Source organism: Sinomonas terricola (genome assembly GCF_034931225.1).
GTDB classification, from domain to species: Bacteria; Actinomycetota; Actinomycetes; order Actinomycetales; family Micrococcaceae; genus Sinomonas; species Sinomonas terricola.
In genome coordinates, this window is sequence record NZ_JAYGGQ010000011.1 from 90525 (window position 1) to 113981 (window position 23457).

The window sequence follows — 23457 nt, forward strand, 5'->3', positions numbered from 1 at the left end:
AAGGACTCCGAGTGAGCCTCCCCAGCGAGTCGTACCTGATCGGCCTGATCGGCGACGGCGTCACGCCCTCCCTCACCCCGCCCATGCACGAGCGCGAGGGCGCGGCCCACGGGCTCCTCTACCTCTACCGGCCCATCGACCTCGCGGCGCTCGGCCTCCCGGCCGAGAGCGTCGGCGAGCTCGTGCGCGCCGCACGCAACCTCGGTTTCAACGGCCTCAACATCACGCACCCGTGCAAGCAGCTCGTCCTGGCATACCTCGACGAGATCGACGACGACGCCGCGCGCCTCGGTGCCGTCAACACGGTCGTCATCCGCCCGGACGGCACCACGGTGGGCCACAACACGGACTGGTCGGGCTTCCTGAGCGCCTTCCGCGCGGGGCTTCCGGGCGCGGCGCTCGGGCGCGTCGTCCAGTTCGGCGCGGGCGGTGCCGGCTCCGCCGTCGCCTATGCGCTGCTCGCGGCGGGAGTCGAGCACCTCAGCATCGTCGACGTCGACGGCGCCCGCGCCGAGGAGCGCGCCGCCGAGCTCGCGCACCTCTTCCCGAGCGCGTCCGTCGAGGGGCGCACGACGGCGGGGCTCGCCTCGCTGCTCGAGGCGGCGGACGGCGTCGTCCACTGCACGCCCATGGGGATGGCCGCGCACCCGGGCACACCGTTCGATACCTCGCTCCTGGATGCGCGGCAGTGGGTCGCGGACATTGTGTACCGGCCCATCGAGACGCAGCTCGTTCGCGAGGCCCGGGCCATCGGCTGCCGCGTGCTCGACGGCGGGCGCATGGCCGTGGGCCAGGCCGTCGACGCGTTCCGCATCTTCACGGGCCTTGAGCCGGACGCCGAGCGGATGCGCGCGCATTTCCTCGAGCTCATCGAGCGAGAAGCTGTCGCCACCGCGGCGGGGGTTCGCTGATGCGCACGGGAATCGCGACCGTCTGCCTGTCCGGGACGCTCGAAGAGAAGCTGCGGGCCGCCGCGAAGGCCGGCTTCGGCGGTGTCGAGATCTTCGAGACGGACCTCATCACCTCTCCGCTGAGCCCCGAGGACGTGCGCGCGCTCGCCGACGACCAGGGCTTGGGGCTGGATCTCTACCAGCCGTTCCGCGACCTCGACTCCGTGCCTGACGAGCTGTACCGCGCGAACCTGCGCCGCGCCGAGGCGAAGTTCAAGCTCATGGGCCGGCTCGGGATCGACACGATTCTGGTCTGCAGCAATGTCGCGACCGCGAGTATCGACGACGATGCGCTGCGCGCCGAACAGCTTCACGGGCTCGCGAAGCTCGCCGCGGATTACGGCGTCAAGGTCGCATACGAGGCCCTCGCGTGGGGCACGTACGTCAACGACTTCGAGCACGCGTGGCGCCTCGTCGCCGACGCCGACCACCCCAACCTCGGCACGTGCCTCGACACGTTCCACATCCTCTCCCGCGGCTGGGACACCGAGCCGATCGAGCAGATCCCGGGCGAGAAGATCTTCTTCGTGCAGGTCGCGGACGCGCCCAAGCTCTCCATGGACGTGCTCAGCTGGAGCCGCCATTACCGGGTGTTCCCGGGGGAGGGGCAGTTCGACCTGCCCAAGTTCCTCGGGCATGTAGCACGGACGGGCTACAACGGTCCGGTGTCCCTCGAGGTCTTCAACGACACGTTCCGGCAGGCCGACGTCGAGCGCACCGCCGTCGACGCGATGCGCTCCCTCATCTGGCTTGAGGAGCGCACGGCGAAGCACCTCGCGGTGTCCGATGCGGCACGCCTTGCCGACGCCGCGGGCCGCGACGCAGACGACGACGCCGCCGCCCCCACCCCGGCACAGCTCGCCGCGGCGTCCCGCGCCTACCCCATGCCGCTCACGACGCTCCCGCAGGTGGCACCGCCGTCGGGCGTCAACTTCGCCGAGATCAAGTCGGCCGAGGGTGCGGCCGCGACGGCCGAGCTCGAACGGCTCCTCTCCCAGCTCGGCTTCGAGCCGCACGGCGAGCACCGCACGAAGCCCGTAAACCTCTGGACGCTCGGCGACGCCCGCATCATCCTCAACCGCCAGCAGGCCCGCGGCGTCGACCCGGCGATCTCCGCGCTCGGGTTCGACGTCGAGAACTCGGTCGCCGCCGTCGCTCGCGCCGTCCAGCTCAAGGCCGCGCCCGTGCCGCGGACATCGCAGGCGAACGAAGAGGTACTGCAGGCGGTCCAGGCGCCGGACGGCACCGAGGTGTTCCTGTGCCAGGATGCGCTCTGGGTCAACGAATTCGGTTCGGGCGTCGCCTCAGCCGAACACGCGCCGTCGGCCGCTCCGTTCGCCTCGGCGCATATCGACCACATCAACCTCGCCCAGCCGTGGCAGCACTACGACGAGGCGGTGCTTTTCTACTCGTCGGTGCTCGCGCTGAGCCCGCAGCCCTCGCAGGACGTCTCGAGTCCCACGGGGCTCGTGCGCTCGCAGGTCATGCAGGCCGGGGCCGGCGGCGAAAGCGCCGTGCGGCTCGTGCTCAACCTCGCGCCCTGGATCCAGGCGGATACCGTCCGCGGCACCGTGCGGGACACGTTCCAGGAGCACATCGCGATCGCGGTCCCGGACCTGGTCGAGACCGCGCGGGCCTGCCGCCGGCGGGGGCTGCCGTTCCTGCCGATCCCCGAGAACTACTACGAGGATCTCGACGCGCGCTACGGCCTTTCCCCGGACTTCCTCGCGACGCTCCGCGAGCTCGACCTCCTCTACGACCGGGACGCCGACGGCGAGTTCCTGCATTTCTACACGGCGACCGTGGGGAGCGTGTTCTTCGAGGTCGTGCAGCGGATCGGCGGCTACGAGGGCTTCGGGGCGCCCAACGCGCCGATCCGGCACGCAGCCCAGCACGACGCGCAGTTGGCCGGGCACCCGGGGGGCCACCGCTAGGCGATGCCGAGGAAGACCAGAAGCGCCCGCTCGACATCCTCGAGCTGGGCCGGGGCCAGGCGCCCGACCCTCATCTGAGCGTTGGTCCGGCGGACGGTCGTAGCACCCGCCTCAGCGCCGCACGCGTGACCGCAGGTACTCCCGCAGCCCCGGGATCGCGAACTCGACGCGGCCGTAGCCCGCCGGTTCAACGAGCCCCGCGTCGATGAGCCGTGCGCGGTACTTCCCCACGAGGCTCGGGCTCGCGGCCATGCGCCGGCCGATCTCGCCCGCTTCGGAGGTGCCGTCGTCGTCGGCCATGGCGGCGAGGAAATCCATGTCGCGCGCGCTCGCGGTCGAGAGCGCGGCCTCGATCACGGTGCGCTCGTTCCGCCGTCGGGCCGCGGCGATCGCGCGGCCCACGGCGTCCGCAGTGAGCGGACCGGCCTCGGCCTCCTGCCACAGGCTGTAGCCGACGAGCTGGATGAGGAACGGATACCCGCCCGTGGCCTCGGCGGCCGCGCGGGCGAGCGCGGGTTCGAGGCTGTGGCCGCCCTGCGCGAAGAGCTTCGCGTAGGAATCGGCCGTCTCATCGACGGAGGCGGCGTGGAGGTCGATGCGGTCGGCCCGTCGGAGGAACGTCGCGACGCCCTCGTTGAGCAGGTCGGACACCGCCGACGGCAGCCCCGCGAACACGAGGGCGATCGGGAGCCCCTCGCGGATGAAGTGCTGGACGTTCGCCGCGAGCGCCGCGATCTCGCCCCGATCCGCGGCGTGCACCTCGTCGACCGTGATGGCGAGGCCCGTGCCGTGGGTGTCGAGGGCGTTGAGGAGCTTCTCGCCGGCCTCGCGCCAGCCCACCTGCTCCTCGGGTGCGAGCTGGGTCGTCACCCCGAAGCCCGCGAGCGTGACGCCCGTGATGCGGCGGCCGCTTGGCTTTTCCCCGAGCTCCTCGAACGCCCGCCGCATCGCCTCGCCGATCCGGGCCATGAACCCGGCCGTGGCGGTCTCGGAGATCACGAGCCACCCCTGCGCCTGCGCGGCCTCCTCGGCCGCGCTGAGCATGACGGTCTTGCCAATGCCCCGCGTCCCGGTGAAGATCGTGAGGAGGCCCGGTGCGCCGGACCTGATCGTGAGCCCGTATTCGAATTCGCTGAGGATGCCGTGGCGGCTCACGATGACGGGCGGTGTGGCCCCCGCCGTCGGCCGGAACGGATTCTGCACGAGGCCTCCCGGTAGATCTCGGTTAATCCGGTTAATCCGGTTAATCTCTAGCGATCGTAGCGCGCTTCGCGGGCGGACGGTCAAGACGCCGACGGGTGGTCATCCCGCCGACCCGCCCTCCGCCACCGCGAGCTCGCCCAGCCGACCGTCCACCATCTCGAGGACCCGGTCGCAGTGCCTGAGCACTTCCTGATCGTGCGTGACCATGAGCACCGCGACGCCGAACGCGGAGGCCTGCTCGGCGAGGAGCTGCACCACGTCCTCGCTGCGCCGTCGGTCCAGCGCGGCGGTCGGCTCGTCGACCAGCAGGAGCGAAGGCCGGTTGACGAGGGCGCGAGCGATCCCGACGCGCTGACGCTCGCCGCCGCTGAGCTGCCCGGGGCGGTGGCCCGCGCGGTGCTCCATCCCGACGGCCCGCAGGAGCGGCAGGGGGTCGAGGTCGCGGTTCCCGGCCAGCCGCGCGGCGAGCCGGAGCTGGTCCGCGGCCGTGAGGGCGGGGATGAGGTTGCCCGACTGGAACACGAAGCCGATGTTCTCGAGCCGGAATCGCGCCGCAGCGGCCGGGGAGAGGTCCCCGACGTCGATCCCGTGGAGGCGCACCGACCCTGACGTGGGCCGCGAGAGCAGCCCCGCGACGGCGAGCAGCGAGGACTTCCCCGAGCCGGACGGGCCGACGACGGCGGCGAACTCGCCGGGGTCGAGCTGGAGCGAGACGGAGTCGAGCGCGCGGACGCTTGCGTCGCCGTCGCCGAGTTCGAGGACGACGTCTGTCAAGTCGAGCGCGGGCGTGGCGTCGGGGCGGGTGGTCATCGGTTTCCTCCGAGGGCTGTGATGGGGTCGACGCGGGTGATGCGCAGCACCGCGATGGCGGCGCCAGCAAGCCCCAGGCCGATGGTGAGGACCATGGCGAGGGCGATCGGCGCGGGCTCGAAGCTAAACGGCGCCGCTGAGGGCATGAGGGCCCCGAGGACGACGGCGAGGCCCGCGCCCGCCGCCGTGAACGCGCCGAGCAGGATCGCGGCCTGGGCGATCCCATCGCGCAGGAGGTACCCGGCCGAGGCGCCGATCGCGCGCAGGACCGCGATCTCGTGCTTTCGCTGGATCGTCCAGACCGTGAAGAACGCGCCGACGACGAGCGCGCTGATCGCGTACAGGAAGACTTGGATGAGCGTGAGCGTGAGGGTCTCCGGCTGGTAGCCCGGGGACGCGTTGAAGGCCTGGGACTTGGTCATCGAGAGCGTGCCGGCGTGCTCGTCGATCGCGGCAAGGTCTGGCCTGCTCCCGGCGGTGGCCTGGACGGCGATGGCGCTCGCGTAGGGGTAGGCGCTCGGGTCGGTGGGGGCCGGGGCGCCGGCGGCGCCCGAGGCGATGAGCCGCCACGTGTCGAGTGGGAGGTAGGCGACGTTGACGTGCCCGAAAGTCGCTTGGCCCTTGGTGAAGCCCACGACCGTGAGCTCGACGCCCGTGCGGTCGAGCGTGATCTTTGTGCCGAGCTCGAAGCCTTTGGCCTTTGCCGTCTCCGAGACGACGATGCCGCCTGGCGTCGAGAGCCGGTCCCCGCTCGAGACGGCAGGGGAGAGGAAGCCCGAGGGGTCGACGCCGAACAGGGTCAGGTCTGCCTGCCCGCCGCCCGCGATGGTGCCGTGGGCGGGGGTCACCCCGAGGGGCTCGGAGTGGGAGACGCCCGGTGCCTCCCGCCACGCGGCGAGCTGCTGGGCGTCGGTCTGCGACCGGCTGAAGGCGTTGTCGGTGATCGTGCCCTTGCTGAAGGCAAAGCTCGTGGCGGGCATCGCGCGGAGGCCGGACACGCCGTCGTTCGCGAGTCCCGCGGCGAGCCCGGACAAAAGGACGACGAGCAGCGCGATGAGGGAGATCACCCCCCAAGAGTGAGGATGCGTCAAAGTCGGCGGCGTGGCGAGGAGGCTAGTCCGCGGGCCGAGGCGTGTCGTATCGTCTCCTTACCCGAGTTCGGGTCGCCCGGCGGCCGCCAAATCGCCGTGCATTGAGCGGGAACGGCGGGTGCCGGGCCGGAAGGGACTGGGGGATGGTCGGTGGTCGCGGCGGGCGCGGAAGGCCGCGGCGCAGGCGAGCGGCCGGCGGCGGGCATTCCCGTGCGCGGGCCGGGCGTCGCTTTCGGATGCGGCGACGCTGGCCTCGGGTTCTCGCGAGCCTCTCGATCGTCGTCGCCCTCGTGGGGGCAGGCGGCGTGGCCTACGCGGGGCAGGAAGCGGCCCGCCTCGCGGCGAACATCCACCGTTCCGGAGCCCTTGAGGCGCCGCCCAGCGAGGAGGGCCCGTCGATTCAGCCCGTCCAAGTTGTCCCGAAGCTCACCCAGGACACCAACATCCTCATCATGGGCCTCGACTCGCGCCTCGACGAGAACGGCAAGCCGCTCCCGGCCGAGGTCTACGACGCCCTCCACGCCGGCGGCGACGACGTGGGCGGCTACAACTCGAACGTCCTCATGCTCGTGCACATCCCCGCCGACGGCTCGAAGGCCACCGCGATCTCGATCCCCCGCGACGACTACGTGCAGACGGCGGGGTTCCCAGGCGCGGGCTTCAAAGCGAAGATCAAGGAGGCCTACGGGTATGGGCTCGAGGCCGCGCGGACCGCGCTGCTTCGGCAGGGGAAGCCCGACGACGACGCGACCTACCAGGAGGCGCGGGACGCCGGGCGTCGGGCCGAGATCGCGACGGTCACAAAGTTCCTCGGAAGTGTCCACATCGATCACTTCGTCGAGGTCACGATGGCCGCCTTCTATCAGGTCGCCCAAGCCGTTGCCCCGATCACGGTCTGCGTCAACCGCGCCACGAGGGATACGTACTCCGGGGCCGACTTCCATGCCGGCATGCAGCAGATCACCGCGAAGCAGGCCGTCGCCTTCGTGCGCCAGCGCCGCGACACGAGCGATCCGACCTACGCCTTCAGCGACCTCGACCGCGAGCGGCGTCAGCAGGCGTTCGTCGTCTCGGTCCTGCACGAGCTCAAGCAGGCGGGCACGTTCACGGATCTGCCGAAGATGGAGGGCGTCTTCGACGCGGTGAGCAAGAACATTGCGGTCGATACAGGGCTCGACCTCGTCCAGCTCGCCCAGGAGGCGACGTCCCTGACCGGCGGCAGCATCTCCTTCACGACCCTTCCGATCACGGGCTTCGGATGGTCTCCTGAGGGCCTTTCGATCAACACCGTCGACGTCGCCCAGGTCCAGGCCGTGGTCCGAGCCCTGCTCGCGCCGCCCAAGCCGAGTACGACGGCGCCCGCGCCTTCCGCTTCAGCCGCCCCGGCCGCGGTGCCCGCCCTGACAGGCGGCGCCGGCGCTCCGGGACCCGCCGCCCAGGCGGCCTCGGGCACGCAGGCCGCGGCGCCGTCGTCGTCCGCGCCGAGCGTCTACGCCGACTGGACAGGCGCGCTCCAGGGCGGCGGGATCCCGTGCGTGAAATAGAAGGACCCGACGTTCCAAGGATCTGATACCAATCCGGTATCATTGAGTGATGGCAATGACTCTCAGGCTTCCGGAAGAGCTCGATCGCGATCTGGAGGATCTCGCCGCCGAGCGCCACATGTCGAAAAGCGCGCTGTTGGTCGAGGCCGCGCGTCAGCTCGTTGAGAAGAGCCGCCGAGAGGCGGTGATCGAGCGTGGCTTCCAGTTCGCCTTAGTGCACGACCGGGAGGCGCTCGAGCGCCTGGCTGACGCGTGAGCGCGTTCCTCGAACTGGACGAGGCGCTGACTCTCATAGCCCGGATAGGATTTCACGTACGGGATGCTGGTCTGCTGGGTTCAGCTCTCGCCCGACCCACCACGACCGTGTCGGGCCAGTTTGCGTATCCGACCTTGCCTCTCCAAGCTGCCGCCCTGCTGGAGTCCGCGACGCGGAACCATCCGCTCGTCGATGGCAACAAGCGCAGCGCATGGGTCCTGGTCGTTGTCTTCCTCGCGCTCAATGGAGCAGAGCACGACATGAGCCCCGACCAGGTTTTCGACCTCGTGGTGGGCGTCGCCGAAGGAAGCATCGAGCTCGAGAAGTCGGCTCAGACCCTCGCGGCGCACCTCCGACCGGCAGGGATTCCCCTCACCTGAGCGTGCCGGCGGCGTCAGCCGAAGTGGATCGCGATGGCGAGCCAGAGCGACACGACTCCGGCGGCCACGGTCGAGAGCGCGAGCGCGCCCACGAGCCGGCCGTCGGCAATGGGGGCAGGCTCGGCCCTGTTCTCCGTGAGGAGGCGATGGCGCGTTCGGTACCTCCGGTGCACGGCGACGAGCAGGATCGTCGCCTCGATCGCCCCGGCCGCGCCGAAGCAGATGGTCCACGCGCCGAAGACCTGGGGAAGCACCTTCATCGCGACGAGCGAGCCCCCGAGGAAGGAAAGGCACGTGCGCTGCCAGGCGAGCCCCGTCCGCTCCGGCTGGAGGCCGGGGTCGAACACGCTCACTTGACGAGCACCCCGAGCAGCACGAGGACGCCGACGACGGCGAGGCTCAGCGCGAGCGGGAGGGAGAGCGGCGCGGACGGCAGCGGAGAGCCGGTTCGGAGCGCGACCTCGGCCCGCCTCCAGCCCACCCAGGCTTGGAGCGAGACGAGGATGCCGATCACGATGAGGAGGAGGGACGCCGCGAGCCGCAGCGGCGGGTTCATGCCGAGGCCGAGGGCCTCGAGCGCGACGCCGCCCGCGAGGAGCGCGAGCGCCGTGCGGATCCACGCGAGGAACGTGCGTTCGTTGGCGAAGCTGAAACGGACGTCGGGCTCGGTTCCCTGCTCGAAGACGGAACGGGGGAATCGCTTGGGCTCAGGCACGGGAGTCCGCTTCGAGTCCTCCACATCACGTCCTTCCTCGAGCGGCATGCTGATCCGTCGGTCGCCTGACGATGACAGTACCGCGCCGCGCCCTCGTCGAGGAAAACTCAGGTGCGCTGCGGCCCGGGCTCGTCCGCCGCACCTGACGGGGCCGGCCGAGAACCGGCGCCGTAAGGGCGAGTACGGTAGTTCCGACCGGCCACGTGCTGCCGGCTGGCTTCACGGGGTTGGGAGGAGCGCCATGGCACGGATCTTCATCACCGGATCGACGCAGGGCCTCGGGCGCGGCGCCGCGGAGGCGCTCGTTGGTGCGGGCCACGCCGTCGTCCTCCATGCGCGCACGCTCGAGCGCGCTGCGAACCTGGGCGGGCTCGGCGCGCGCGCCGCGGGCGTCGTCGTGGGCGACCTGTCCAGCCGTGAGGAAACGGTTGACATCGCGCGGCAGGTCAACGCGCTCGGCCGGATGGACGCGGTCATCCACAACGCCGGAATCTACTCCGACGCCCAGCGCTTCGCGACGCCCGAGGGCCACGCGCGCGTCCTCGCGGTCAACGTCCTCGCGCCGTACCTCCTCACGGCGCTCGTGGAGCGGCCCGCGCGGCTCGTCTACCTCAGCAGTGGGCTGCACCGCAGCGGGGACGCGTCCCTGCGCGACATCGACTGGACGCAGCGCCGCTGGAACGGATCGCAGGCGTACGCGGACAGCAAGCTGTACGTGACGGCGCTCGCGCTCGGCCTCGCGCGACGGTGGCCCGACGTGCGCTGCAACGCCGTCGACCCCGGTTGGGTGCCCACGCGCATGGGCGGGCCGTCCGCGCCGGACGACCTCGAGCTCGGCCACACCACGCAGGCCCAGCTCGCCGCGGGCGGTCCCGACGCCGAGGCCACAGGCGGGTACTGGTTCCACGGGCGCCGTCGCGAGCCTGCCGCCGCGGCCGCCGATCCCGCGTTCCAGGACGCCGTGATTGCGGAGCTCGCACGGATCACGGGCGTCGAGCTCCCGTAGGCGCCCCCGGGCTTCGGTGCCGCTTCCGCGCACCGGTGCCGCTTCGCCGCTATTGGGCCGCGGGCCCGCGGCACAATAGCGGGGAAGGGCGCCTGGTGGCCCGGCACCGCCAGCGGAGCGCGGAGCTGGCGCCTCAGACCTCGAACTCGAGCGTGAAGCCCTGCCCGCTGTTGGCGAAGCGGATCGTCTCGCGCTCGAAGGCGACGTCCGCGCCGTCGTGCGTCGCCCGCGCCGGCTCGGCGCCGTGGAGGACGACGGCGAATTCCCGCCGCGCGAACCCGTCGAACCCCGCGCCGTCGGTCACCGCCCGGACGGCGACGTGCCTCCCGGCGCGGGTCACCGCGAACTCGGTCCGGACGCGCGCGCCGTCGTGCGCGGCGAACGTGAGCCCGTCGTCCTCCTGGAGGAAGGACCGATGGAGGCCGTCCTCGGCCGGGACGAAGACGTGGAGTTCGACGGCGGAGGGCGCGTGCCCGTCGGTCGACGGCGGGGCGTCGGCCCACATCGGGACGACGGCGCCTGCGCGCGCGTACAGGGGAATGCGGTCGAGGGGCGCCTCGGCCACGACGTGGCGCTGCCCGCGGTGCAGGGCACCGGTGTGCCAGTCGTACCAGTGCCCTTCTGGGAGGTAGACCTGCCGGGTCGTGACGCCCGGCGCGAGGACGGGGGCGACGAGGAGGTCGGGGCCGAGGAGGTACTCGTCGTCGATGTCGGCGGTGATGGGATCGTACTGGTGGTCGAACACGAGCGGGCGCTGCACGGGCGCGCCGGTCTCGGCGGCCAGGACGAACGACGCGTAGAGATATGGCAGGAGCCGGTAGCGCAGCCGCACCGCCTCGCGTACGACGCCGAGCACCGCCTCCCCGAACGACCACGGGTACTGGTCCCGGTTGCCGATGTTCGAGTGATTGCGGCAGAACGGCGTGAGCGCGCCGTACTGGAACCAGCGGGCGAACAGCTCGGGGTTCGTGTGGCCGAAGAAGCCGCCGATGTCTGCCCCGACGAACGCCTGCCCCGAGATCCCGAACCCGGTGGCCATCGGGATGCTGAGGGCGAGGTGGTCCCAATTGGCGAGGTTGTCTCCCATCCAGTTCGCCGCGTACCGCTGGATCCCGGCCGAGCCGGCGCGCGAGAGCACGAACGTGCGCCGGCCCGGGATCGCCTTGAGCAGCCCCTGGGTGGTGCCCATGGCCATGAGCAGCGCGTACTGGTTGTGGAACCGCTCGTGGGAGTGCCGGCCCCGGTCGAAGCGCATGCGGGTGGGGTCGATGATGCCGGTCGCGGGCTCGTTCATGTCGTTCCAGATGCCCGCGAGTCCGGAGGCGACGTGGGCCGCGTTGAGCTCGCCCCACCACGCGCGGGCCTCCTCGGTCGCGAAGTCGGGGAAGGCCGTGTTCCCGGGCCACACCTGCCCGATATACACGTCCCCGCCCTCGGTGCGGCACAGGACGCCCCGCCGCACGGCGTCGTCGTACACGGCGTAGCCGGGCTCGGCCTTCACGCCGGGATCGACGATCGTGATGAGCCGGTAGCCCTCGGCGTCGAGCCGCTTGATGAGCTCCTGCGGGTCGGGGAAGCGCTCCTCGTTCCACGTGAACACGCGGTAGCCGTTCATGTATTCGATGTCGAGCCACAGGGCGTCGCACGGGATCGCCTCCTCGCGCAGCCGTGCCGCGATCGCCTCGATGTCCGACTGCGCGTAAAGGTGCCAGCGGCACTGGTGGTAGCCCAGGGACCACAGCGGCGGCAGCTGGGTGCGGCCCGTGAGCCACGTGTAGGCCTCGAGGATGCCGGGCATGTCCGGGCCGGCGAACACGTACTCGGTGTACTGCCCGCCGGAGAAGTGCACCCGGTAGCGGTCCCCCGGGGAGAAGTCGTACGCCGCGCGGTAGCCGTTGTCCACGAAGGAGGCCGAGACCTTCCCCGTCGCGGCGTCCTGGTGGTAGTGGAACGGGATGGAGACGTAGTACGGGTCGAACTCGGTGCTCGTCGGGTCGGCGCGCGGGTCGGTTGTGGCCCGGCCTGCCGTGAACTCGCCCGTGGCCGAGGGGCTCAGGACGTCCGTGTTCCACAGCGTGAAGCCCCGCCCCCTGCGGTTTCCAGGCCCCGTCTTCTCGCCGAGGCCGAACACGGCGTCGTCCGGCCGGCACCGCCGCGCGAACGTGAACGCGTCGTTGAGCGTCGCATACGCGTCGTACCGCCCCTCGGCGTCCCGAGCTGTCTCGATGACGGCCGAGCCGTCCGGACGGTGCACGTCGATCCGGAACGGGGCGAGCCACAGCGAGACGGTGAGCGCCTCGGTGCGGAGGCGCACGACGTCGTCGCCCGCCTCGAGCGCGAACGGCGCCCCGAGGCCCGTGGGATCGGCGCACACCGCGTACGTCGGCTGCTCGTCGAACACCCCGCCGCGGCTCATCTTGAGGCGCACAACGTCGTCGCGGATCACGTCGACGCGGAGCTGCTCGCCGTGCAGCTCGGCGACGAGTCCTGAAGCGGTCTCGTGGACCGCGTCGACGCGGGTGAACCGGAGGTAGCTCTCGTAGGGCATCACGCGCGCCACGCTACTCCGTCTCCCGCCCGTTGGGCCGTCAGGCCCGCGGCACGATCCTCACCGTCGCGGCCCGGGCCCGCGCGCTCACCATGGGCGGGAGGTAGGGGCTGCCGTCGTACTTGGTGCGGTAGGCGGCGTCGACCGCGGCGTTCATCGCCTCGGCCGCGGTCCCCGCGAGAGGCTCGAACGCGACGTCGTACGCGGTCCCCGCCGCCTCGATCCGCCCCGCGCCCTGGGTTGCGGCGGCCCGGTACCAGCGCGAGGCGGTGCCGTTGTAGCCGCGGACGTAGAGCTCGCCGTCGACCGCGACGCACCAGATCCACGTCGGCGTGCCCGGCGTGGCGCCGTCCTCGCGGAAGGGCGCGATGTGGAGGTCGTCGGCGTCGACGATGCGGCGCAGCTCCTCCGGATTCCATCCAGCCATGTCTCTCTCCTTATGGCCGCAGCAGAACCTTGATGGCGCGGCGCTCGTCCATGGCCCGGTAGCCCTCTGCCGCGTCCTCGAGCGGGAGTTCGAGGTCGAAGACCTTCCCTGGATTGATCTTCCGGTTCCAGATGAGGTCGATGAGCTCGGGAAGGTAGTCGCGCACGGGAGCCGGCCCCCCGTGCAGGTGCACGTGCGAGAAGAACAGCTCGAGGCCCGGGAGCTCGACGCCGTGCGCGACCCCCACGTACCCCACGTGACCGCCCGGCCGCGTGGAGCGGATCGCCTGCATCATGGACTCCTGCGTGCCGACGGCCTCGATGACCGAGTGCGCGCCGAGCCCGCCCGTGAGCTCCTTGACCTTCGCTACGCCCTCGTCGCCCCGCTCGGTCACGATGTCCGTCGCGCCGAATTCGAGCGCGAGCTTCTGCCGCGGCTCGTGGCGGCTCATCGCGATGATCCGCTCGGCGCCGAGCTGCTTGGCGGCGAGCACCGCGAGGAGCCCGACGGCGCCGTCCCCCACCACCGCAACCGTCTTGCCCGGGCCGACCTCCGCCGCGACCGCGCCGAACCAGCCGGTGCCGAGCACGTCCGAGGCAGCGAGGAGGCTCGGGATGAGGTCGGCGTCCGGCATGCCAGGAGTCGCGACGAGCGTGCCGTCCGCGAGCGGGACGCGCAGCAGCTCCGCCTGGCAGCCGAGGCCGCCCATTCCCTCGCGCTGGACGCACGAGCTCTGGTAGCCCGAGCGGCAGATCTCGCACGTGTTGTCCGACGCGAAGAACGAGCCGACCACGAAGTCGCCCGGCTTGACGTTCCGCACGTCGCTGCCGACTTCCTCGACGACGCCCACATACTCGTGCCCCATGGGGCTCGGCCCGTTGACCTCGTCGTCGCCGCGGTACGGCCAGAGGTCCGAGCCGCACACGCACGTCGCGGCGAGGCGGATGACAGCGTCGGTCGGCTTGAGGATCGTCGGATCCTCGCGGTCCTCGACGCGGATGTCGCCGGGACCGTAGATGACAGCTCCACGCATGGAGGGTGTCCTTTCGTGAGGGGTTGGGGATTCAGGAGGGCTTGAGCGGCCCGCGCCGCCCGATGGCCCACACGGCGAGGGCGAAGCAGCTCAGGGCGGTCCCGGCGGCCGAGACGGCCGTCCAGCCGCCCGCGCCCCACAGGAGGGCGGCGGCCGCCGAGCCGATCGCCCCGCCGATGAAGTTCGCCGTGACGTACGCGGTGTTGAGCCGGCTGCGTGCCTCGTGCGAGAGCGAGAGCAGCCGGGTCTGGTTGAGGACATTCTGGCCCTGGATCGCGATGTCGAGCACGAAGACCACCGCGAGCACGAGCCACACCGAGCTCCCCGCGAGGAAGCACACGCCGAACGACGCGAGCGCGAGCGCCCACGCGATCCCTGTCGCGGGCAGCGACCAGCCGCGGTCGTGCAGGCGCCCCGCACGCTGGACCGTGATGGCGCCCGCGATGCCCGCGAGCCCGAACAGGCCGATCACCTCGACGGGGTAGCTGAATGGCGGCGCCGCGAGCAGGAACGTGAGCGAGGTCCAGAAGAGGGTGAACACTGCGAAGCTCGTCGAGGAGAGCGCGAGCGTCCACCGCACCTGGCGCTCCCGCACCACGGCGGCGCCCACCGACGCGATGAGCTTCGGGTATGCGACGCGCGCCTTGGGCTCGAGGGGCGGCAGCGCGCGGCGTAGGAGCGCCGCCAGGACGACCACGCCGACCGCCGCGACGGCATACACGGCCCGCCAGCCGCCCGCCGCGGCGATGAGCCCGCTCACAGTGCGTGATGCGAGGATGCCCGTGAGGATCCCCGCGACGACGGTTCCGACGACGCGGCCGCGGCGGGCGTCGCCGGCGAGGTCCCCCGCGAGCGGCGTGAGGATCTGGCCCGCGACCGTCGTGACGCCGAGGAGGCTCACCGCGACGAGGAGGAACGCCATCGACGGCGCGAGCGCGCACAGCACGAGCGCCACGGCGGAGGCGAGCATCATGATGACGACGAGCCGCCGCCGGTCGCGCACGTCCCCGAGCGGCACGATGAGCAGAATGCCCGCCGCGTAGCCGAGCTGCGTCGCCGTGACGAGCCAGCCCGCGGTCGTGGTCGAGGCGTGGAGGTCGCCAGCGATGGCGTCGAGGAGGGGCTGGGCCCAGTACAGGTTGCCCACGGCCGCGCCGCCGGCCACGGCGAACAGGAGCGTGAGGCCCGTCGTCATGGTCGGATTTTGTGCGGCTCGTGCGGTGGGGGAGCGCGTCACGGTGCCTTCCTTCGGTCTAGGGTTCTGCGTCGGCGGGGTGGCGGTGCGATTCGTCACAATTCGCGCCCGGATCGGGCCTCGAACCGGCCTTTTCGCTCGTGAAATGTGGCGCATTGAACCCTAGGTCCACTTGCCGGTCAGCACCTCGGTTCGGTCCGTCGCGGGCGCAGGGGTGGGCGAAAGCGCCGAGACCTCCGCCCGCAGCTCGGGCGTCATCTCGACGTCGAGCGCCGCGAGCGAGCCCTCGAGCTGCTCGAGATTCCGCGCGCCGATGATCGGGGCGGTCACGCCCGGGTGGCCCATCGCCCACGCGACGGCGAGCGCGGCGGGCGAGATCCCGGCGTCGTCCGAGAAGGCGACGAAACGTTCCGCCGTCGTGCGGTCGGACTCGAGCCCGTAGCGGTCCGCGTAGCGCGCGTTCTCGGTGAGCCGGCCGCCCTCGGGCCGCTGCCCGCTCCGGTACTTGCCCGTGAGGAGCCCGCCGCCGAGGGGGCTGTACGTGATGACGCCGAGGTTCGCAGCCTGCGCGAGCGGGAGGATCTCGACCTCTGCCTGCCGTTTGACGAGGCTGTACATGGGCTCGATGAGCTCGAACCGGGCGAGCCCCTCGCGCGCCGAGACGCCGAGTGCGGTCGCGATCTGCCACGCCGCCCAGTTGCTCACGGCGGGGTAGAGGATCTTGCCGTCGCGCTGGAGGTCGTCGAGCGCGCGGAGCGTCTGCTCGATCGGCGTGGCCGGGTCGAAAGCGTGCACGAAGTAGAAGTCGATCCGGTCCGTGCCGAGCCGTGCGAGGCTCGCCTCGACAGCCTGCATGATGTGGCGCCGCGAGAGGCCCTGCGCGTTGACGTCGGCCGACGTGGGGTAGAAGACCTTCGACGTGATGACCACGTCGTCGCGCTCGCGGGCGATGAGCCGCCCGAGGATCTCCTCGGAGGCCCCGCCGCCGTACACATTCGCGGAGTCGAAGAAGTTGATGCCGCGCTCGCGGACGCGGCGGTACATCGCGGCCGAGGTCTCCTCGTCCGCCTCGGCGCCGAAGGACATCGTGCCGAAGCACAGCGGGGAGACCCGCACACCGGTGGAGCCTACGGTCCTGTAGTCCATGGTGGCTCCTATTCTCCGCGGAACACGCGCTTGGCGACGGCCAGCGCGGACATGGCCTTGGGCCAGCCCGCGTAGAACGCGAGATGCGTGATGCCCTCGACGAGTTCCTCCTCGGTGAGCCCGTTCTGCTTCGCGAACGCGAGGTGGAACGTGAGCTGCTCGGCGTTCCCGCCCGCGACGAGCGCGGCGACGGTCGCGAGGCTGCGGTCTCGCGGGGAGAGCTCGGGGCGCTCCCACACTTGGCCGAAGAGAACGTTGTCGGTGTAGCCGACGAGGGCCGGTGCGAAGTCGCCGTACAGTCTTTCCGCCGCCGAGGGTTGTTGCGCGGGCATCAGGAGTCCTTTCCGTCTGTGCCGGGGTCCAGGTTCCATGAGACGGCCTCGCGCGGCGCTGAGGGAGAGCCCTCTCGATACTGGTTCTGCCAGTACCTCCCTCCCGCACCCGCGCGGCGCATAGCGTTGGACCCATGGACAATCGGACGGAAGTGCGCGAATTCCTCGCGTCGCGCCGCGCGCGCATCACCCCGGAGCAAGCCGGACTCACCGTCTTCGGCGGCAATCGCCGCGTTCCCGGCCTGCGGCGCGAGGAGGCCGCGATGCTCGCGGGCGTGAGCGTCGACTACTACACGCGGCTCGAGCGCGGGAACCTCGCCGGTGTTTCGGAGAGCGTGCTCGAGGCGCTCGTCCGCGGGCTCCAGCTCGACGAGGCGGAGCGCGACCACCTCTTCGACCTGGCCAGGGCCGCCAACGCGTCCTCGCGCGCCCGCCAGCCCAAGGCCCCGAAGCAGCGCATCCGGCCGAGCGTCCAGTTCCTGCTCGACGCGATCACGGGCGCGCCGGCCTTCGTGCGCAACGGGCGCATGGACCTTCTGGCCGCGAATCGGCTCGGCTACGCGCTCTACGCGCCGATGTTCTCGGACCCCGTGCGGCCGGCGAACCACTCGCGGTTCATCTTCCTCGACCCCCGCGCGCGCGACTTCTACCCCGATTGGGATCTCGCCGCGAACAACAACGTCGCGATCCTGCGCACCGAGTCCGGCCGCAACCCCTACGACAAGGGCCTCGCCGACCTCGTCGGGGAGCTCTCGATGCGCAGCGAGGAGTTCCGCGTCCGCTGGGCCGCCCACAACGTGCGCCGCCACTACTCCGGCAACAAGACCTTCCAGCACCCCGTGATCGGCGGCATCGAGCTCATGTTCGAGGCCATGCAGCTCGCCGAGGACCCGGAGCTCACCCTGACGGTGTACCCCGTCGAACCCGGCTCGCCGTCCGAGGAGTCCCTGCGCCTGCTTGCGAGCTGGGCGGAGACGGAGCGCCTCGAAGAGCTTGAGCGGGCGACGGCGACCGGCTCGTCCCGTTGACGGCGGTCCCCGCGCGCTGAGCCTCCCATAGCCCGGCTCGCCACGTAGGCGCCTTCCGCGTCACCTCGGATGTGTCGGCCCCAAATGGGTTCCCGACGGCACACGTGTGCCCCGGCTGGTACGGATATTGGGTCGGAACGCCACTGAGTTTTGGCTGATTCACCACTGAGCCGCCGGATCGGCAATCTAGGCTCGCGGTGTTGGGCGCGGCTCCGGCTGGATGGCGCGGGACATCGGCGGAAACGCCGGATCCGTGTTTTTTGGGGGGCAGCCGGCTCCGCGACCGCACACTCAAAGGCCGACCCTTTGAACTCGTTCCCGCGCCCCCCGGAGCACCAAGGATTGAGATGACCGTGGAACTAGTGGGGCACCTTGCCGATCTCGCCGGAAACCGATGGGGCCTCGTCACGACGGCGCGCGCGGAGGCCGCGGGCATCAGCAGGAAGCAGATGTCGCGGCTCGCGGCGCTCGGCGTGATCGTCCGTGTGGCCCAAGGCGTGTACCGGGTAGGCAAGTCGCCCGCGACGGGCCAGGGCGTCGTCGTCGCCCGCTGGCTCGCGCTCGCCGGCCCGGAACTTCCGACGACGGCGGACGGCGTGCCCGGCGTCGTCGCCGCCGGCGAGAGCGCGGCGCTGCTGCACGGGATCGGCCTATTCCGCCCGCTCGAGAGCGAGTTCATCGTGCCGCTCCGACGCCGCACGCGCCTCGCCGACGTGAGCCTGCGCGTGCAGGCGCTGAGCCCGGGAGAGGTCAGCGTTGTCGACTCGGTGCCGACGCTCACGGTCGAGCGCACGATTGCGGACTTCGTGGAGCGCGGCGCGGAGGGCCACGTGGTGGCTGGGCTCCTGCGGGACGCGATCAGGAAGCGCAAGCTGCGGGCCCCCGAGAAGCTTGCCCAGTTCCTCGCCCCGCAGGCACGCGAGTACGGCTTCCCGCTGGGCGACGGGAGGGCCCTCGCAGGTTCGTTCATCGACCTCGCCGGCATCCAGCCCCGGGGCTGGAAGCGCGCGTTCGCGCATCTGTAGACTCCGTCCCCGTCCGGCCCGTTTTGATCCCCTGGCGGGCCGGGCGGGGGCGGCTCCGGCGGTCAGGCCGGCTTCGCGTAGACCGCGGCGCTCAGGAATTCGATTCCGACGAACTTCTCGTCGCCTACAACGCGCGCGTCATGGCCCGGCGGAATGGTGTACGAGTCTCCGGCCCTGATCGTCGCCGTCTCCCCGCTCGCGTGCCGCACCTCGAGGGTTCCCGCGACGCAGTACCCGACGTGGTTGTTCTGGCAGCTGTCGGTGTGCACCACGGGCTTGATGCACTCGGACCAGCTCCAGCCCGGGTCGAACGTGAAGCGCCCGATCGTGTAGTCCCCGACGGTGACGATGTCGATCTCGGATTTCTCCGGCCGGCGCGCCTCGTCGGGCTCGTCGTGGGATTTGACGTCCAAGGTCGTGACGATGTTGGTGGGCATGGCGTTCTCCCTTGACTCGTGCGGACGGCATCAGAGTAGGAAGGCGCGCCGAGCGAGTGTCAAGATTCCGAGCAGCCGACTATGGGCTGCTCTCGCCACGCCGCCTACACTGACAGCACCAAGACGCGGAGTTCGGCTGGGGTCTCCCGCGACCGTTCGATCCCAAGGGAGCGACGATGCTTCGCCAACACACCCCATCCCCCGCCGCACGAGGCCTCAGGCTGCGGTTCGCCGCGGCCGGACTCGCGGCACTTGCGGCCCTCTTTGTCTCTGGGCCTTCAGCCGTCGCGGCGCCGCCGTGGTCTGGCTCGAGCTTTGTGGTGCCCCTGACGTCCGCCGAGGGGATTGCCGCAGGCGCGGACTACACCTTCTACCAGGGCGAGCTCTTCACGGGAGACATCTACCGCGGCGACGTCCGATCCGGGACCATCGCGCGCTTCATCGACGCGCCGGACGGTCGGAACGCCGTCGGCATGAAGGCCGATCTGGCCCACCGGCTGTTGTTCGTCGCCGGCGGGTCCACGGGCCAGGCCTACGTGTACAACACTGTGACGGGCCGTGACGTGGGCCTCTTCCAGTTGGCGGCCAGCGGCACATCGTTCATCAACGATGTGGCCTTGACCCCCGCGGGGGCGTGGTTTACGAATTCGAGTGAGGCCGCGCTGTACTTCCTCCCGGTCGACGCCAGCGGGCAGCTTGGTGCGGTTGAACGCTTGCCCCTGACCGGGCCGGCCGCAGATACGAGCTTCGGCTTCAACCTCAATGGCATTGCCGCCAGCCCCGACAGCGGGACGCTGATCGTGGACCACACCGGGCTCGGGTCGCTCTTCACCGTAGATCCGGTGACTGGTGCCAGCGCTCCGGTGGTGATCAATGGATCGGCCGAAGGCGCGGTCGAAGGGGCGGACGGGCTCCTGGTGCAGGGGCAGACCGTCTGGGTCGTGCAGAACCCGGCCAACAAGGTCGCAAGGCTCACTGCAAATGCCGACTTCTCGGCCGCGACCCTCGAGGCGATCAATGCGAGCCCCGACTTCCAGTCGCCATCGACCGCGGCGCTGTTCGGCGACACCCTTGCCGTGGTGAATTCGCAATTCTTCTCGGGGACCGGCACACCTTTCGAGGTTGTTCGCATACCCGCACGCTGAGCCCAGTCCGCGCATCTCTGTGGCCACGCGTGAGGTGAGATGTGGCCACGCGTGAGGTGAGATCTGGCCACGCGTCACCCCTCGACGCGTGGCCAGATCTCACCCTGCGCGTGGCCAGATGTCACACCGTTTCGGCCCGCCGGGCGCGCTGGTTCCCGGCGAAGAAGGCCGCGAGCTCGCCCGTCGCGGTGAGCGGGAGGACGTTGGCCACGTACTGGTCCGGGCGGACGACGACGACGGCCCCTTCGCGGTCGATCCCACGCTGTTCGAAGATGTCCGCCTTCGGATCGACGCCGTAGACCTTCTCAAGGTAGGTGAGCCGGAACGGGCCCACCTCGGGCTTGAACACGGCCGGCACGGCGTTGATGTCGACCTCCGTGTGGCCCTGCTGATAGATGACCTTGACGTCGAACCACGCGTCGCGGTCGAGGCCCTCGGGCGTGGCCGCGATCGGGGAGTCCGGGGCGTTCGCGAGCCAGTCCGCGAACTCTGCGACGCGCGACCCCGCCCCGGCCGCGGGAGCGTCGGCGAAGACATAGATGCGCCACCGGCCGTCGGCGATGGCCTGGTGGCCGAGCTCGAGCGGATTCGCGTCGCACACCCGCACGACGGGCGCGGACTTGAAGCGCTTGCCGATCGGGAAGCCGGTCGCGAGCTCCTGATGCGTGGGTTCTGCGATGAGCATCGACGGCGCGTATTGCGTCATGAAGCCCGCGGGGAACTCAGCTGTGCGCACGTAGAAGTCCTCGAGCTCCGAGGGGTCCTCGAACTCCTCGGGCTTCTTCGCCATGAGCGTCGACCACTCCTTGTCGAAGTCGATGAGGTTCTTCGCGATGACCTGGCGCTCGGCGGAGTACGTCCCGAGCAGGCTCTCGGGGCTGCGGACCTCAAGAACGTGGCCGAGCTTCCAGCCGAGGTTGAAGCCGTCCTGCATCGAGACGTTCATGCCTTGCCCGGCCTTGGCGCTGTGCGTGTGGCACGCATCGCCGGTGATGAAGACGCGCGGGGTGCGCGAGCCTGCGTGCTCGGGGAGGACGTCGTCGAACCGGTCCGTGAGGCGGTGGCCCACCTCGTAGACGCTGTGCCACGCGACGTTGCGGACGTCGAGCGTGTAGGGGTGCAGGATGTCGTTCGCCGTGGCGATGATCTGCTCGATCGTGGTGTTCCGCACGGCCCGGCCGTCCTCCGCTCCGACCTCGCCGAGGTCGACGTACATGCGGAAGAGGTGGCCGCCCTCGCGCGGGATGAGGAGGATGCTGCCAGCCTCGCCCTGGATCGCGCACTTGGTCCGGATATCGGGGAAGTCGGTCACGGCGAGGACGTCCATGACGCCCCACGCGTGGTTGGCCTGGTCTCCGGCGAGCGTGCAGCCGATCGACTGCCGCACCTTGCTGCGTGCGCCGTCGGCCCCGACGACGTACTTCGCGCGCACCGTGCGCTCCTCGCCCTCGCGCTCGCCCGCCGTGTGAGCGAGGGTGACCTTGACCGGGAACTCGCCTTCGCCGTCGACCGTAAGGCCCTGGAATTCGTAGCCGTAGTCCGGCCGCAGGCGCGCAGGCGAGTTGGCCATGAACTCGGCGAAGTAGTCGAGCACGCGGGCCTGGTTGACGATGAGGTGCGGGAACTCGCTGATGCCCATTTCGTCGTCGACCGCGCGCGCCGCGCGGACGATCCGCGAGGGATCGGAGGGGTCCGGCTTCCAGAAGGCCATCTCCGTGATGCGGTAGGCCTCGGCGATGATCCGCTCGGCGAAGCCGAAGGCCTGGAAGGTCTCGACGCTGCGCGCCTGGATGCCGTCGGCCTGCCCGATCGCGAGCCGGCCGGGGCGCCGCTCGACGATCCGAGTCGTGATCCCGGGGAACTGCGAGAGCTGCGCGGCCGTGATCATGCCCGCGGGCCCGGTGCCCACGATGAGGACGTCCACCTCCGCGGGAAGCTCGTCGGGCCGATCGATGCCGACGCCGGCCGCCGGCTGCACACGCGGGTCACCGGAGACGTATCCGTGGTGGTGGAACTGCACGGGCTTTCCTCACTTCGTTGTGGCTGTGCTGTTCGATAATAGAACTCAGTGTTCTCATATCGCTCACCCAATGGTAGGGCGCGTCACAGTCGCGCTTCAAGCCTTAAACAAGAAGGACGACGGCGGCGCGTGCCCGCCGTCGTCGTCCTCGTTGTCTTGTCCTCGCCAAGGGGGAACGCGTGGCCACCTCCCGCCGACGCGTGGCCAGATCTCGCCCGGCTTATGCCCGGTGCTTGACGCCTGTCTGGGCGTTGGCCGCGAGCGTCGGCTCCTTGACGGCGACGCCGTCGAGGGCCGCGTCGATGGCGGCGAGGACGTCGTCGCCCAGTTCGACGCCGGATGCAGCGGCGTTCGCGTGGACCTGCTCGGGCCGTGAGGCGCCTGTGATCGCGGAGGCGAGCTCGCCGCGCCGGAGGACCCACGCGAGCGCCATCGTCGGGAGGGTCAGGCCGGCGTCCTCGGCGATCGGAACGAGCCGTTGAACTGCCTCGAGGATCGGCTCGGTGATGAGGCGGTCCTTCGAGACGTTCATGGCATCGCTCGCGAAGCGGCTGTCGGCGGGGAGCGGCTGGCCCGGCTTGTACTTGCCCGACAGGACGCCCTGCGCGAGCGGCGACCACACGATCTGAGAGATGCCGTTCTGCTCGCACAGCGGGAACACCTCGGTCTCGGGCGCCTGCCACAGCATCGAATACTGCGGCTGCGAGGAGACGAAGAGATCCGGCCCTGCGATGTCGATCGCCGCCTGGATCTGCTCCGGAGTCCATTCGCTGAAGCCGAGATAGCGCGCCTTGCCCTGCTCCACGACCTTCTGGAAGGCCTCGACGGTGTCCTCGATCGGAACGCTCGCGTCAAAGCGGTGCGCCTGGTACAGGTCGACATAGTCGGTCTTCAGACGGGCCAGCGAGGCATCGATCTGCTTCGCGATCTGCGCGGCGGAGAGGCCGGAGTCCGTGTCCGACATCTCGCCGAAGACCTTCGTCGCGAGGATGTACGAGTCGCGCGGGTGCTTCGAGAGGATCTCGCCCCACGCGGTTTCGGCCGCGCCGCGCCCGTAGACGTTGGCGGTGTCGAAGAAGTTGATGCCGGCGTCGAACGCCGCCTCCGTGCAAGCCCTCGTCGCGTCAGCCTCCACGCCGCCCGAGAAGGTGAGCCACGAGCCGAGGGAGATCTCCGAGACCTCGAGGTCGGAACTGCCGAGTTTGCGGTAGCGCATGAGAGTGCCTCCATCG

At 70.6% G+C, this 23457-nt stretch carries 23 protein-coding genes; 9 read left to right on the plus strand and 14 right to left on the minus strand.

The genetic code is table 11. The features are described from left to right. Nucleotides 1–11 precede the first annotated feature (11 nt). Both SPF06_RS14400 and SPF06_RS14405 read left to right on the plus strand, forming a co-directional pair. Entirely contained in the window at nucleotides 12–911 is a 900-nt protein-coding gene (locus tag SPF06_RS14400; protein ID WP_323279809.1) for a shikimate dehydrogenase, read from the plus strand. After that, complete coding sequence (locus tag SPF06_RS14405) at nucleotides 911–2884, plus strand: bifunctional sugar phosphate isomerase/epimerase/4-hydroxyphenylpyruvate dioxygenase family protein (RefSeq protein WP_323279810.1); 1974 nt, start codon at nucleotides 911–913, stop codon at nucleotides 2882–2884. The genes SPF06_RS14400 and SPF06_RS14405 overlap by 1 nt, the downstream gene beginning before the upstream one ends. 111 nt (nucleotides 2885–2995) lie before the next feature. Here SPF06_RS14405 and SPF06_RS14410 read toward each other — a convergent pair whose 3' ends face one another. The 3 genes from SPF06_RS14410 to SPF06_RS14420 all read right to left on the minus strand — a co-directional run bounded on the left by SPF06_RS14410 (nucleotide 2996) and on the right by SPF06_RS14420 (nucleotide 5964). Continuing rightward, nucleotides 2996–4087 carry an ATP-binding protein gene (locus SPF06_RS14410; protein ID WP_323279811.1) on the minus strand — a complete coding sequence of 364 codons (1092 nt, stop codon included), beginning with the start codon at nucleotides 4085–4087 and terminating at the stop codon, nucleotides 2996–2998. A 99-nt stretch (nucleotides 4088–4186) separates the two neighbouring features. Beyond that, nucleotides 4187–4897, minus strand: a complete 711-nt coding sequence (locus tag SPF06_RS14415; protein ID WP_323279812.1) for an ABC transporter ATP-binding protein — start codon at nucleotides 4895–4897, stop codon at nucleotides 4187–4189. After that, a complete protein-coding gene (locus tag SPF06_RS14420; protein WP_323279813.1) occupies nucleotides 4894–5964 on the minus strand; it encodes an ABC transporter permease in 1071 nt (356 codons plus the stop codon). The genes SPF06_RS14415 and SPF06_RS14420 overlap by 4 nt, the downstream gene beginning before the upstream one ends. A 260-nt stretch (nucleotides 5965–6224) precedes the next feature. Here SPF06_RS14420 and SPF06_RS14425 point away from each other — a divergent pair, with 260 nt between their 5' ends. The 3 genes from SPF06_RS14425 to SPF06_RS14435 are packed head-to-tail and all read left to right on the plus strand — an operon-like array spanning nucleotide 6225 to nucleotide 8168. After that, on the plus strand, nucleotides 6225–7532 hold the full coding sequence (locus tag SPF06_RS14425; RefSeq protein WP_323279814.1) for an LCP family protein: 1308 nt from the start codon (nucleotides 6225–6227) through the stop codon (nucleotides 7530–7532). Nucleotides 7533–7581: 49 nt separating this feature from the next. Further along, on the plus strand, nucleotides 7582–7788 hold the full coding sequence (locus tag SPF06_RS14430) for a ribbon-helix-helix protein, CopG family (protein WP_323279815.1): 207 nt from the start codon (nucleotides 7582–7584) through the stop codon (nucleotides 7786–7788). Next, nucleotides 7785–8168: a type II toxin-antitoxin system death-on-curing family toxin gene (locus tag SPF06_RS14435; RefSeq protein WP_323279816.1), complete on the plus strand. Its 384-nt coding sequence runs from the start codon at nucleotides 7785–7787 to the stop codon at nucleotides 8166–8168. The genes SPF06_RS14430 and SPF06_RS14435 overlap by 4 nt, the downstream gene beginning before the upstream one ends. 14 nt (nucleotides 8169–8182) lie before the next feature. On the opposite strand, the gene SPF06_RS14440 is transcribed toward SPF06_RS14435, so the two are convergent. After that, the gene (locus SPF06_RS14440) at nucleotides 8183–8521 is read right to left on the minus strand and encodes a DUF202 domain-containing protein (protein ID WP_323279817.1); all 339 of its coding nucleotides are present in this window, start codon (nucleotides 8519–8521) and stop codon (nucleotides 8183–8185) included. Then, a complete protein-coding gene (locus SPF06_RS14445; protein WP_323279818.1) occupies nucleotides 8518–8907 on the minus strand; it encodes a YidH family protein in 390 nt (129 codons plus the stop codon). Before SPF06_RS14445 ends, SPF06_RS14440 begins: the two co-directional genes overlap by 4 nt. 217 nt (nucleotides 8908–9124) lie before the next feature. Between SPF06_RS14445 and SPF06_RS14450 the strand changes: the two genes are divergently transcribed. Beyond that, nucleotides 9125–9889: an SDR family NAD(P)-dependent oxidoreductase gene (locus SPF06_RS14450; RefSeq protein WP_323279819.1), complete on the plus strand. Its 765-nt coding sequence runs from the start codon at nucleotides 9125–9127 to the stop codon at nucleotides 9887–9889. A 133-nt stretch (nucleotides 9890–10022) separates the two neighbouring features. Here SPF06_RS14450 and SPF06_RS14455 read toward each other — a convergent pair whose 3' ends face one another. The 6 genes from SPF06_RS14455 to SPF06_RS14480 all read right to left on the minus strand — a co-directional run bounded on the left by SPF06_RS14455 (nucleotide 10023) and on the right by SPF06_RS14480 (nucleotide 16570). Further along, the gene (locus tag SPF06_RS14455; RefSeq protein ID WP_323279913.1) at nucleotides 10023–12437 is read right to left on the minus strand and encodes a glycoside hydrolase family 31 protein; all 2415 of its coding nucleotides are present in this window, start codon (nucleotides 12435–12437) and stop codon (nucleotides 10023–10025) included. Between the two features lie 40 nt (nucleotides 12438–12477). After that, a complete protein-coding gene (locus SPF06_RS14460; RefSeq protein WP_323279820.1) occupies nucleotides 12478–12864 on the minus strand; it encodes a DUF2255 family protein in 387 nt (128 codons plus the stop codon). A 10-nt stretch (nucleotides 12865–12874) separates the two neighbouring features. Continuing rightward, complete coding sequence (locus SPF06_RS14465; RefSeq protein ID WP_323279821.1) at nucleotides 12875–13897, minus strand: zinc-dependent alcohol dehydrogenase family protein; 1023 nt, start codon at nucleotides 13895–13897, stop codon at nucleotides 12875–12877. 31 nt (nucleotides 13898–13928) lie between these two features. Further along, nucleotides 13929–15092, minus strand: coding sequence for an MFS transporter (locus tag SPF06_RS14470; protein WP_323279822.1), 1164 nt, complete (start codon nucleotides 15090–15092; stop codon nucleotides 13929–13931). A 162-nt stretch (nucleotides 15093–15254) separates the two neighbouring features. Next, nucleotides 15255–16238 (minus strand): aldo/keto reductase, encoded by a 984-nt coding sequence (locus SPF06_RS14475; RefSeq protein ID WP_323279823.1) that lies wholly within the window; start codon nucleotides 16236–16238, stop codon nucleotides 15255–15257. An 8-nt stretch (nucleotides 16239–16246) separates the two neighbouring features. Next, nucleotides 16247–16570, minus strand: coding sequence for a carboxymuconolactone decarboxylase family protein (locus SPF06_RS14480; RefSeq protein ID WP_323279824.1), 324 nt, complete (start codon nucleotides 16568–16570; stop codon nucleotides 16247–16249). A 134-nt stretch (nucleotides 16571–16704) separates the two neighbouring features. Here SPF06_RS14480 and SPF06_RS14485 point away from each other — a divergent pair, with 134 nt between their 5' ends. Both SPF06_RS14485 and SPF06_RS14490 read left to right on the plus strand, forming a co-directional pair. Continuing rightward, a complete protein-coding gene (locus SPF06_RS14485) occupies nucleotides 16705–17598 on the plus strand; it encodes a helix-turn-helix transcriptional regulator (RefSeq protein WP_323279825.1) in 894 nt (297 codons plus the stop codon). A gap of 347 nt (nucleotides 17599–17945) precedes the next feature. After that, nucleotides 17946–18623 carry a type IV toxin-antitoxin system AbiEi family antitoxin domain-containing protein gene (locus tag SPF06_RS14490; RefSeq protein ID WP_323279826.1) on the plus strand — a complete coding sequence of 226 codons (678 nt, stop codon included), beginning with the start codon at nucleotides 17946–17948 and terminating at the stop codon, nucleotides 18621–18623. Between the two features lie 62 nt (nucleotides 18624–18685). Here SPF06_RS14490 and SPF06_RS14495 read toward each other — a convergent pair whose 3' ends face one another. Next, a complete protein-coding gene (locus SPF06_RS14495; protein ID WP_323279827.1) occupies nucleotides 18686–19060 on the minus strand; it encodes a cupin domain-containing protein in 375 nt (124 codons plus the stop codon). Nucleotides 19061–19236: 176 nt separating this feature from the next. Here SPF06_RS14495 and SPF06_RS14500 point away from each other — a divergent pair, with 176 nt between their 5' ends. Next, the gene (locus SPF06_RS14500) at nucleotides 19237–20205 is read left to right on the plus strand and encodes an SMP-30/gluconolactonase/LRE family protein (RefSeq protein ID WP_323279828.1); all 969 of its coding nucleotides are present in this window, start codon (nucleotides 19237–19239) and stop codon (nucleotides 20203–20205) included. Between the two features lie 121 nt (nucleotides 20206–20326). On the opposite strand, the gene SPF06_RS14505 is transcribed toward SPF06_RS14500, so the two are convergent. Together SPF06_RS14505 and SPF06_RS14510 are read right to left on the minus strand one after the other, a co-directional pair. Beyond that, the gene (locus tag SPF06_RS14505) at nucleotides 20327–22225 is read right to left on the minus strand and encodes an FAD-binding monooxygenase (protein ID WP_323279829.1); all 1899 of its coding nucleotides are present in this window, start codon (nucleotides 22223–22225) and stop codon (nucleotides 20327–20329) included. Nucleotides 22226–22445: 220 nt separating this feature from the next. Further along, complete coding sequence (locus SPF06_RS14510; protein WP_323279830.1) at nucleotides 22446–23441, minus strand: aldo/keto reductase family protein; 996 nt, start codon at nucleotides 23439–23441, stop codon at nucleotides 22446–22448. Nucleotides 23442–23457 lie beyond the last annotated feature (16 nt).

What these genes read in the sequence shown, in the direction of transcription:
- SPF06_RS14405 (WP_323279810.1), top strand. Translation starts at nt 911, where the DNA reads ATGCGCACGGGAATCGCGACCGTCTGCCTGTCCGGGACGCTCGAAGAG.
- SPF06_RS14425 (WP_323279814.1), top strand. Translation starts at nt 6,225, where the DNA reads ATGCGGCGACGCTGGCCTCGGGTTCTCGCGAGCCTCTCGATCGTCGTC.
- SPF06_RS14455 (WP_323279913.1), bottom strand. Translation starts at nt 12,437, where the DNA reads ATGCCCTACGAGAGCTACCTCCGGTTCACCCGCGTCGACGCGGTCCAC.
- SPF06_RS14415 (WP_323279812.1), bottom strand. Translation starts at nt 4,897, where the DNA reads ATGACCACCCGCCCCGACGCCACGCCCGCGCTCGACTTGACAGACGTC.
- SPF06_RS14485 (WP_323279825.1), top strand. Translation starts at nt 16,705, where the DNA reads ATGGACAATCGGACGGAAGTGCGCGAATTCCTCGCGTCGCGCCGCGCG.
- SPF06_RS14470 (WP_323279822.1), bottom strand. Translation starts at nt 15,092, where the DNA reads ATGACGACGGGCCTCACGCTCCTGTTCGCCGTGGCCGGCGGCGCGGCC.
- SPF06_RS14510 (WP_323279830.1), bottom strand. Translation starts at nt 23,441, where the DNA reads ATGCGCTACCGCAAACTCGGCAGTTCCGACCTCGAGGTCTCGGAGATC.
- SPF06_RS14495 (WP_323279827.1), bottom strand. Translation starts at nt 19,060, where the DNA reads ATGCCCACCAACATCGTCACGACCTTGGACGTCAAATCCCACGACGAG.
- SPF06_RS14450 (WP_323279819.1), top strand. Translation starts at nt 9,125, where the DNA reads ATGGCACGGATCTTCATCACCGGATCGACGCAGGGCCTCGGGCGCGGC.
- SPF06_RS14430 (WP_323279815.1), top strand. Translation starts at nt 7,582, where the DNA reads ATGGCAATGACTCTCAGGCTTCCGGAAGAGCTCGATCGCGATCTGGAG.
- SPF06_RS14465 (WP_323279821.1), bottom strand. Translation starts at nt 13,897, where the DNA reads ATGCGTGGAGCTGTCATCTACGGTCCCGGCGACATCCGCGTCGAGGAC.
- SPF06_RS14480 (WP_323279824.1), bottom strand. Translation starts at nt 16,570, where the DNA reads ATGCCCGCGCAACAACCCTCGGCGGCGGAAAGACTGTACGGCGACTTC.
- SPF06_RS14490 (WP_323279826.1), top strand. Translation starts at nt 17,946, where the DNA reads ATGACCGTGGAACTAGTGGGGCACCTTGCCGATCTCGCCGGAAACCGA.
- SPF06_RS14475 (WP_323279823.1), bottom strand. Translation starts at nt 16,238, where the DNA reads ATGGACTACAGGACCGTAGGCTCCACCGGTGTGCGGGTCTCCCCGCTG.
- SPF06_RS14460 (WP_323279820.1), bottom strand. Translation starts at nt 12,864, where the DNA reads ATGGCTGGATGGAATCCGGAGGAGCTGCGCCGCATCGTCGACGCCGAC.
- SPF06_RS14500 (WP_323279828.1), top strand. Translation starts at nt 19,237, where the DNA reads ATGCTTCGCCAACACACCCCATCCCCCGCCGCACGAGGCCTCAGGCTG.